This window comes from Bacteroides sp. AR20 (assembly GCF_964250605.1).
In the GTDB taxonomy this organism is placed as follows: Bacteria; Bacteroidota; Bacteroidia; order Bacteroidales; family Bacteroidaceae; genus Bacteroides; species Bacteroides uniformis.
The window spans coordinates 87,729-98,072 of record NZ_CAXUGK010000018.1; the positions used below are offsets into that span (position 1 = coordinate 87,729).

Annotated in this window: 9 protein-coding genes; all 9 read left to right on the forward strand. The window is 37.7% G+C overall.

What is annotated here, in order from left to right; genetic code table 11:
• Window positions 1-17 precede the first annotated feature (17 nt).
• Window positions 18-1,340 carry a UDP-glucose/GDP-mannose dehydrogenase family protein gene (locus ACESTD_RS11005; protein ID WP_373158858.1) on the forward strand — a complete coding sequence of 441 codons (1,323 nt, stop codon included), beginning with the start codon at window positions 18-20 and terminating at the stop codon, window positions 1,338-1,340.
• Window positions 1,341-1,584: 244 nt separating this feature from the next.
• Window positions 1,585-3,129, forward strand: coding sequence for a lipopolysaccharide biosynthesis protein (locus ACESTD_RS11010; RefSeq protein ID WP_195288788.1), 1,545 nt, complete (start codon window positions 1,585-1,587; stop codon window positions 3,127-3,129).
• A 5-nt stretch (window positions 3,130-3,134) separates the two neighbouring features.
• Window positions 3,135-4,331 (forward strand): glycosyltransferase, encoded by a 1,197-nt coding sequence (locus ACESTD_RS11015; protein WP_195288789.1) that lies wholly within the window; start codon window positions 3,135-3,137, stop codon window positions 4,329-4,331.
• Window positions 4,328-5,710 (forward strand): O-antigen polymerase, encoded by a 1,383-nt coding sequence (locus ACESTD_RS11020; protein ID WP_008664399.1) that lies wholly within the window; start codon window positions 4,328-4,330, stop codon window positions 5,708-5,710. The genes ACESTD_RS11015 and ACESTD_RS11020 overlap by 4 nt, the downstream gene beginning before the upstream one ends.
• An 11-nt stretch (window positions 5,711-5,721) precedes the next feature.
• Complete coding sequence (locus tag ACESTD_RS11025) at window positions 5,722-6,696, forward strand: acyltransferase (protein WP_329779489.1); 975 nt, start codon at window positions 5,722-5,724, stop codon at window positions 6,694-6,696.
• 11 nt (window positions 6,697-6,707) lie between these two features.
• On the forward strand, window positions 6,708-7,895 hold the full coding sequence (locus tag ACESTD_RS11030; RefSeq protein WP_008664403.1) for a glycosyltransferase family 4 protein: 1,188 nt from the start codon (window positions 6,708-6,710) through the stop codon (window positions 7,893-7,895).
• Window positions 7,896-7,900: 5 nt separating this feature from the next.
• The gene (locus tag ACESTD_RS11035) at window positions 7,901-8,893 is read left to right on the forward strand and encodes a DUF6625 family protein (RefSeq protein WP_008664405.1); all 993 of its coding nucleotides are present in this window, start codon (window positions 7,901-7,903) and stop codon (window positions 8,891-8,893) included.
• Entirely contained in the window at window positions 8,880-9,716 is an 837-nt protein-coding gene (locus tag ACESTD_RS11040; protein ID WP_195288791.1) for a glycosyltransferase family 2 protein, read from the forward strand. The genes ACESTD_RS11035 and ACESTD_RS11040 overlap by 14 nt, the downstream gene beginning before the upstream one ends.
• Before the next feature lie 270 nt (window positions 9,717-9,986).
• The gene (locus tag ACESTD_RS11045) at window positions 9,987-10,214 is read left to right on the forward strand and encodes a transposase (protein ID WP_373170072.1); all 228 of its coding nucleotides are present in this window, start codon (window positions 9,987-9,989) and stop codon (window positions 10,212-10,214) included.
• Window positions 10,215-10,344: the final 130 nt, after the last annotated feature.

Genomic DNA, 10,344 nt, shown 5'->3' on the forward strand with positions numbered 1-10,344 from the left:
AGCAAAACGAAAATAGCATGAAAATAGCGATTGTTGGTACTGGCTATGTAGGGCTGGTTACAGGTACTTGTTTCTCGGAAATGGGTGTCGATGTGACTTGTGTAGATGTGCAGGAAAGTAAGATAGAAAATCTGAAAAAGGGTATTATTCCTATCTATGAGCCGGGTCTGGAGGATATGGTTCATCGTAACTATACTGCCGGCCGTCTGAAATTCACTACAAACTTGACGGATTGTCTGGATGAGGTGGAAGTTGTGTTCAGTGCTGTTGGAACCCCGCCTGACGAAGATGGTAGTGCCGATTTGAGTTATGTATTGACAGTGGCGCGTACCATTGGTCGTACGATGAACAAGTATGTATTGGTTGTGACGAAGAGCACAGTTCCGGTGGGTACAGCCCAAAAGGTGAAGTGCGCCATTCAGGAAGAGCTTGACAAGCGTAATGCGAAGATAGAGTTTGACGTGGCTTCCAATCCAGAGTTTCTGAAAGAGGGTGATGCGGTGGATGATTTCATGAAGCCTGACCGTGTGGTTGTAGGTGTGGAATCAGAAAAGGCCAAGTTGATGATGGAACGCCTTTACAAGCCGTTCATGATGAATAATTACCGTCTGATATTTACGGATATCCCGAGTGCTGAGATGATAAAGTATGCTGCTAATTCGATGTTGGCCACGCGCATTAGTTTCATGAATGACATCGCCAATCTTTGCGAACTGGTAGGTGCCGATGTGAATATGGTTCGTAAGGGTATCGGTTCGGACAGCCGTATCGGAAGTAAATTTCTGTATCCGGGTTGTGGGTATGGTGGCTCTTGTTTCCCCAAGGATGTGAAGGCCTTGATAAAAACCGCTGAAAAGAACGGTTATCCGATGCGTGTTTTGAAAGCAGTGGAGGAGGTGAACGGACGTCAGAAGAGTATTCTCTTTAACAAATTGTTGAACCATTATAAAGGTGACTTGAAAGGCAAACAAATAGCTTTGTGGGGTTTGGCTTTCAAACCTGAAACGGCTGATATGCGGGAGGCGCCCGCCTTGGTTTTAATTGATAGGCTGGTGGAAGCTGGTGCGTCAGTGAAGGTTTATGACCCTATTGCAATGAATGAGTGTAAACGCAGGATAGGTGATAAAGTCGTCTATGCTACGGATATGTATGATGCCGTATTGGATGCAGATGCTTTACTGCTTGTAACGGAGTGGAAGGAATTCAGGATGCCGAGTTGGGGTGTAGTGAAGAAGACGATGCGGCAGGCTGTGGTGGTTGATGGACGTAATATTTATGAGAAGTCGGAGTTGCAGGAATTAGAGTTTGAGTATTATAGTATAGGTAATGGCGGTAAATAATCAAGTTAGATATTTGGCCTTTTTAATGGTAAGACTGATTTGCGGAAAGGAATCTTCCGCTTGTGTGAGAGTATAAGAGGAGTGCAAGAAATCAGCGATGAAGATAAGGGACAAAATAAGGGAACTTAATCTGAATCGTTGCTCTTTTAGCGGAATTGATGACATTGTGGATAAAATAAGCCCAATGATCAACGGATAGATTAACTACTATACCAGATTTGGGAGAACCGAGTTTAAAGTTAAGATGACACAAATCAGAAAAAACTTAATTACCAATGTGATGTGTCTTATAGCTAACGTATTGGTAGGACTGTTTTATACTCCTTATCTCGTAAAGGAGTTAGGGGTAGTCACATACGGAGTGTTACCGATAGCATTGGTGGTAAATCAATATATTATTATCTTGACCGACTCGCTTCAAAGTTCGGTTACGAGGTTCTATTCTTTAGAGTATAGGCAAAAGAATTACAAAAAAGCATCGGTTTACTTTTCATCAGCTATAGCTATAACAATATTGCTTGCTGTTATTGTTTTGCCTGTTATTTTTTGTCTTTTGCCGCAGATTGAAGCTTTGCTGCATATTCCGGATAAATTTTTTCATTCTGCTGGACTATTGATTGCTTACACTGTAGCAAGTCTGTTTGTGGCAGTTTGCAGTAATTGTGTCAATATTACAATTTATTCAGACAATCGACTCGACCTTATCAACTATCTTAAAATACTGAGGAATCTCGCAAAGTTAGTTTTCAATATTATGCTATTTACATTTTTGACAACAGATGTGTCGAATGTAGGATTGGCATCTGTGCTTGCTGAATTGTTGGTATTGGTTATAAGTATCATATTCTATAAGATAACAAAAAGTAAGGAAATACAGTTTGGCAGACGATTCGTTAGTTTTAAAGCAATGAAGCCGATTGCCAAGATGCTGACATGGGTGTCATTGATGAGTTTTTCGGGAGTTTTTATCTATAAGATTGATGCAATTCTTGTAAATAATTATTTTGGTCTATATAATACAGGTATTTTGGGGGCTATATCTGAATTCGGGTCTTATTGCATAAGTATAACGGGCGTTATAGGTGTACTGTACCGTCCGCTTATGCTTATAGCCTATTCTGAGGGTAGACATGATGATCTTGTGCGTACTGTTGTTGACGGGGCATATATTGTTGGACTGATTTCAAGTTTGCTTTGTGGCATAGTTATGGGATTATCAGTTCCCATTCTGAAAGTATGGCTTAACGATGAAATCTCGCATTACTGGTTATGGCTTGTAATCAAGATGTTTATAATCCCGATAACCACATTTGGGTCTACATACAGTATTATTTATAATCTTTGGAATAATGTGAGAAGCAGTGCATTGTGGAGTTTGGCTATTGCCGTTATATATGTTGGGACAAGCGTAGTATTATTGGAACTTGGTGTTAATATGACTGCGTTCCTGATTATTGGTGCTGTAGCTGCAATTATGCAGGGGGCTGTGCTTCACATTGCCATATACAGCCACATCTATCCTCAGTCTATGCCCAAAGTATATGTCAGACTATGGAGGTGTTGTGCTTATTTTGCGTTGGTATTTGGGCTTTCCTTTGCAATAGATTACTTTATAAATGCTTCCAATCTGTTTACGTTATTGGTTGAGGGTGTGTTGGCATTGTTAGTAGCTTTGTGTGTTGCGCCAATATTCATTAATGCAGAGGATTTGGATGCCTTGGATGTGATACTACCTATAAAGACCGTGATGCGGTGGCTCAATTTTAATTGGACAAGACAAAATGCATAGACAAAATGAACATAGCTATTTATAATTATCAAGAATTTAACGAGTATATAGGTGGCATTGAGCGCGTGTCAATATCCCTAACAAGAAGTTTGATTAAACGTGATGTCAATGTGATTTTTGTTGCTGTGCATAAATCACAATACAATATAGAGTATAGGACTCCAGTACCGATGTTTTTTCTACCGGATGAGGATGCTACATCTGTAAACAATATAAAAGAGTTTAAAAGAATATTGGCAGAACAAAACATAGATGTTGTTCTTAATCAAGATGCCCATTCGTTGGCTTCGCACGAACTCGTATGGAAGGTGGTGCAAGGCACATCTGTGAAATATATTTCAGCCTTGCATTTTTGCCCAACGATAAGAAACTTGATATATAGACATCCTATAGACTGGAACATGTTTTCGTTCAGGGAGAATTGTCTTCGTCTGTTAAAGGGAATTGCCTATAAATATCCATTTTGTTTGTTCACAATGAAAAACGTAAAAAAGCATTATCGTAGATTGTATGAAGAGAGTAATCGTGTAGTGCTACTTAGTGAAAGGAACATTCCGGAGTATGCAAAAGTTGGCAGGTTGAAAAACACTAAAAAACTATGTGCAATAAACAACATGCTATCTTTTGAGAGGAAAGATGTAGATTGTACGAAGGATAATAAAATTCTTTTTTGTGCCAGAGTGTCCCCTCAAAAAAGGCCGGAAAGGGCTTTGTATGTGTGGAAGGAAATATATAAAAAATTGCCTGGCTGGTCGATTGATGTAGTGGGTGATGGCAACTTACTTGACCGATTGAAACGACTTTCCGACAAACTTAACTTGGAACGTGTTACATTTCATGGGTTCAAGAATCCCATAGATTTTTATAAGTGTTCAAAAATATTCCTGATGACTTCTGATTATGAAGGATGGGGGCTTACTCTGACTGAGGCTATGCAATATAAATGCGTACCTGTGGTCATGAGTACTTATTCAAGTATTTTTGATATTGTTGACGATGGTAAGAATGGTTGCCTTATACTAAACGTGGATTGCAAGACAATGGCAGATAAGGTGTTGTGGCTTGCGGAAAATCCACAAAAGTTGAATGATATGGCAGATGAGGCTTATAAGAAGACACAGTGTTTTGCTGCTGATAAGATTGCTGATAAGTGGATAAGTGTGTTTGAAGAGGTATTACATCAAAAAGATATTCTGAGATGAAACTAATATCTCTAATTGTGTTATTAATTTCATTAGTATTTTTTTATACGGCCCCTAATTATCCGTCAAGACCATTTATGGGGTTTTGTACAATAATAGCCATATTCTTAATTGTATTACAAATAAAAGGCTATTGTACAGACAAAGAATTAAAGAAAATTTATTTAAGACATTCTACTATATTTCTGATATTTTTTTTTATTGTATTCTTTCAAAGGGCTACTGATTTTTCTTTAGGCATAATAGATCAGGATTCGATTTCTGTATACGATTTGATATGGGCTTACGTTCCTTCTGTTGTCAGTAAAGCAAGTGCTCTTGCTCTTTTAGCTTTAAGTACTTTTTTGTTTGGGTATCATTGCTATAGCCCAAGGCTGTTGAAGGACTGTATATACACATATAAGTTTCGTAGTAAGTATTTTTTGGTAACAAGCGGATTCGGGTTGCTATTCGTATATGTTGCATTGACAGGTATTGGTGATTTTTCAAAGCATTCAGAAGATGAGAATATGGGTTTTTTGATGGTTGCTCAAGCTGTCTTGTTGGCAATTGTAGTAATTTATTCTTATGAGTATAAGAATAAAGTCAATGCAAAAAGTATAAGAATTTTATATTTTTTATTTCCATTGTCATTAATTTTATTTTATCTCTTTGTATATTTTGCTACAGGTAATAGAGGTGGTGCAATAAAAGTGTGTCTTATGTTATTAGCATCTTACGTATACATTGCAAAGGATGGTGTTAATTATAAGAGAATATTTGTGCTTTTTATTATAGGGGCTTTTTCGATGACTCTTATTGGCATCATAAGAATGCAAGAGACAAAAAATTTGAATGAAATATCTTCGTTGATTTCTGCAAAGGAAACAATTTCACCTTTAACAGTTGAATTATCAGGTAGTGTTAATACGGTTCATCTCGTTTTAGCAAATGTTCCTATTAAACAAAATTATAATTGGGGAACTTCGTTTATTAATGGTTTTTCGGTTTTAGTACCTGGTTTAAGTAGAATTACACATGGGGTTGCAGAACCGTCTGGAGAAACGATAACAAAAATGTATTTTGGTGAAAATATGCCAGATTGGGGATGGGGATTCGGCTCTTCATGTATTGCAGATGTTTATATTTCATTCGGAATTCTTGGAATTATAGTCATTTTCTTTTTTTTAGGTCGATTTATTCACTATTTGGAATATGGAACTTTTGTGGCTGATAAGTCTCCGTATTTTTTAATTCTTTCATTTTGTGTCTTTTCACAATTTCATTCCCTTTGTAGAGGCTCATTTTCTATATTGTTTTTAAGTTGGGATTATGCCGTTTTATTGGTATTCCTATTTGTTCAATGTTATAAAAAAAGGAAAATTATACATAATACATAAAGTCAGTTGCTATGGTAAATTCCAAACCCTATTATCCTGAAATTACCTGCCTCAAAGGTATTGCAATTCTGTTTGTTATAATGGGGCATTCGTTGACTCCAGTTTTAAACTTAGACACTGAAATCAGCCCGATATTGCGCTATATAATCGTTGAGCCCCAGATGTCGATGTTTTTCATTGCAAGTGGTTTTTTGTTTTCAGAAACGTTGGATTGGAGGACTTTTTTTAGTAAGAAATTTAAGCGGCTAATGATACCTTATGTGTCGTTTTGGTGCATCATGCAGTTTACTCATTCTGTTCTTGCAGGATTCACAAGGTCGGGGGGTTACGATATTGCCGATGAGATAGTGGCTTTATTTACAGGTGGTCATTATTGGTTTCTTTACGACCTTTTGCTGGTAATGATTACAACAAGGTTGTTCCGTAGTTTTAAGGGGGGATTGATACTGCTTGCAACGATAGCTGTGATATGCCGTTTGTCAATAAGCGATATGCCGACCAATATGTGGAGATATTTCCTTTATACCCCATTCTTTATCGCAGGCATCTATATGCGTAGAAACTATTCGGTAATCAGAAAGTTTGTATCAGAATATCGTTTGCCAATTTTTGCTGTTTCATTGGTGGGCTTTGTTTTGGCTTATATGTTTGAAGAAAAAGAAATGTTTATAGGTCGTATGGCAGGTGTTGTGTTGTTTGTAACTATGTGCTATACAATACTTTATGATTTTAATGGGGGGGATAAAAAGGTCTTTGGAAAGCTGGGGATTTTTCATTTTGGAAAATATTCTTTGCAATATTACCTCAACCATATTCAAACGGCAATGGTGACGATAGCAATCGTTTCGCACTTGCATCTTGATTTTCCATGCAGCCACTATGTAGAATGGCTGTTAATATCTGTTTTGATGACGCTATTCTCGTATATAGCTCTATTGGTAGAGAAACGTTTTAAGGTGTTGCGCATCATGACAGGTTTAGAATAAAACAAAAATAGATGAAAATACTGTTTGTTTCCGAAAGTTATTATCCATATCAAAGTGGTGTGCCGATGGTGGTGAAATATCTGGCCGAAGGTCTTGCGGTTGATAATGAAGTAACTGTTGCTACATCAATTTCTCCGACAGAAGAATTGCCTGTCGGGGATGAATATAATGGGGTGCATATCCGGCGTTTTCTTCTGTGGCACAACATAGCCAAGAGGGTGAAAGGCGATTTATTGGGTATCCGAAGTTTTGTACTTAACGGTTCCTTTGATGTTGTTATAATAGAGTGTGGACAGGCAATGACAACTGATGCTCTGTTGCCCATAATGAGCCAGATAAAAGTTCCGTGCATTCTTCACGCCCATGGTTTATCGGGATTGCTTTGTAAGCCATTCGGCTTAAAGTCTGACTTCAAGCATACCATTGGCGGCACATATAATTGGTTGCGTATGCAGATTTACTACGGCTATACTTTCAAGCGTCAATGTAAATATTTTGCGGCATCCATTAGCTTGACTGATTGCGATTCGGGATTTGATTATGTCACTAAGAATATTCAAAGTAATTATGTGCTTTGTAATGCGGCTGATGACGCATTTTTTGAGAAGGCAGAGGAACAATATGAATTGCCTACTGATGGACGACCATATCTGATTAGCATAGCCAATTATACGGTGGTAAAGAACCAGATAGAAATGATGCGTCAGTTCTACAAATCAAAGCACAAGGAATACGCCCTTGTCATGATAGGTTCAAAGAAAACTCCTTATTACTATGAGTTGCAAAAGGCAAAAGCTAAATTTGACAGACAGTATGGTGAGCGTTCGGTCTTTATGTTTACCGGAATAGACCGTAAGTATTTTCCCTACATCTTGGACAAGGCTTCTGCCTACTTGGTTTCCAGTACACATGAAGAATTTTCTATATCTGTAATAGAGGCAATGGCAAGGTCATTGCCGTTTATAAGTACTAATGTGGGAAATGCTCATCAACTACCTGGTGGCATAGTTGTGGATGACATACGTGATATGCACTTGACAATAGATGCAATGTTAGGTAATGACAAAGAACGTGCCAGGCTGGGTAAAGAAGGAAAGCAATATGCTTTTGAAAATTGTCGTAGGCGTACAGCTGTGAAAAAAATGGAAAGTATAATACACAAAGTTTTGCAGCAACAAGTGAAGAGCAACAAATATTAGCGTATATGAAAACAATACTTTTTATATGTCCGTATTTCGGTAAACTGCCAATTGCTCACATGAAGTTGTGGTTGTTGTCATGCGAAAAGAACCCTACTATCAATTGGTTGATACTGACGGACGATTATACGGAAGAGTTGAAATACCCGTCAAATGTGAAGGTGGTTTATACAACCTTGGAAGCTATAAAGCAACAGGTGCAAAAGATGTTTGACTTTCCTATATATCTTGACCATCCATATAAATTATGTGACTATAAACCGGCGTATGGTTATATATTCCCTGAATACACCAAAGGTTATGACTATTGGGGACACTGTGACATGACGGATTGTATTTTTGGAAATTTGCGTAAGTTTTTGACTGACGAGTTCCTTACTGGTGCGGACAAGTTCCTGTATCTTGGCCATATGACCATATATAGGAACACCGATGAAGTGAACCATAGAATATTTGAGGACGTGTCATTCCGAAAAAACAATCTAAAAGAAATTTTGGGGTCGGAACGTAATTGGGCTTTTGACGAGCTGAATCCTATAAGTATAAACACCATATACATGGAGTACGGATGGAGAATAAAACGTTTTGATGAAATGTACGCTGATATAAAAGCCTCTGAGAAAAATTTTGTGACAGGCAAATACGATGAACGTTTCATATATAAAGGGCCATCTGAAGGGAAGCATGTTTTCGAGTGGAATTCAGGAATCCTGACAGACTGGATACTTCATAAAGATGGTTCCTTGACATCTCGGGAATTAGGCTATGTGCATTTTCAGAAGAGATGCATGAAGGATAAGGTTTCTGAAACCATCAGATTCTGCATCGTACCGAATGCGTATATAGATACCCCTAATAAGATTGACTTGGCTTTTGTTCGCAAACATACAAAATATTGCAGATACATGTATCCGCAATATTTTAAGTTACGATATAAAAACCTGAAATTCAAATTAAAGAACAGCATCAAAAGATTTTTTGTGCATGAGAGACCATAATATATTCGTAACCATAGCAATTCCTTTTTATAATTCTGAGTGTTTCCTTGCTGATGCCATTCAGTCAGTTGTGAACCAGACTTATATAAACTGGGAATTATTGCTGATGGATGACAACGGAACAGACGGTTCACGTAAAATTGCTGAAAAATTTGCAGCAAAAGACAAAAGAATACGATTGGTTAGTGATAACGAGAATCACGGGCTTCCCTCTCGTCTTAATGAAAGTGTAGAGTTGGCCAAAGGTGAGATATATGTCCGTATGGATGATGATGACATTATGGTTGCGGACAGAGTGGAAACGCAAGTGGAGTACCTGTTGGAACATCCGGACGTTGATGTAGTGGGGGCGTCAGCAATGATAATTGATGATAAAAATAATATTATACGTTCCTCTGATATGAGCGGTGTTTCTACTGGGTTTATACATCCTACGGTTTGTGGGAGGACAGAATGGTTTCGTAGAAACAAGTATAATGAGAAATGTCGTAGATGCCAAGACTGTGAACTCTGGCTTCGGACGGCAGGCAGCAGCAATTTTTACAACATAGAACGTCCGTTGCTGTTCTACCGTGAATTTGGTATACCGTCCTTGAAGAAAAATCTGAAAGCTCATCAGGCGCAACGCTATATCTATCGTGGTTACAAGCGATATGGAAAATCATTTGCATGGTATCTTAAATCAATTATGTCTACATATATAAAGGATGCTGTTTATCTGTTCTTTGCTGCTATAGGAAAAATGGATTATTTGGTGGGTATGAGAAAAAGGAGGCAGTTGCCGAAAGAACTATGGCTGAGTGAGGTAAGTGTAAACATATAGAAAATAAATTATGAAGCCAAAATTATTTCAAATGGTTCTTGTTTTTGAGTATAATAGAGAGGTAAGATGAAAGGTAATCACTCACTGTATGGCACTTGACTCTTTTTTAATCGATTGTAATTTTTGCTTCATAATTTGATTTTTCGAGATTATGAATATGAGTGAATTTTACAGTGAATTTTTATTCCGTTATCAAATGGATGGAGGAGATTCGTTTGAGTCCTCTTACGGTAACCGATGTTCCTAAAGAGAATTCTCCTGATACGGGTGATGTTTTTATCTTTCTTGGTAAAGGCCGCTGTAATTTGGAGATTCTTCTTATCCCAATTATGGCAAGTTCTCAAGCCGATATATGATGAGCCCCAAGATTTAGCGACTAATATTTTCATCAAAGCAGTTCGTTATGCCGTGAACGAATGGGCGGCTATATGCCGTTATGTCAATAGTGGTCAGGCGGAAATTGATAACAATACATTGCGGATGTTTTACGAAAATTAGTATCTGGAGAAACAGATTACATGGCACTTCTGCTAATGAATATTGCAAAATAATTGTAAGCAGTCAAAAAATGGCTATTGATTGCAACCTCTATCTTCGCTGCGAACAAAAATTTTAGAATTTATGTATA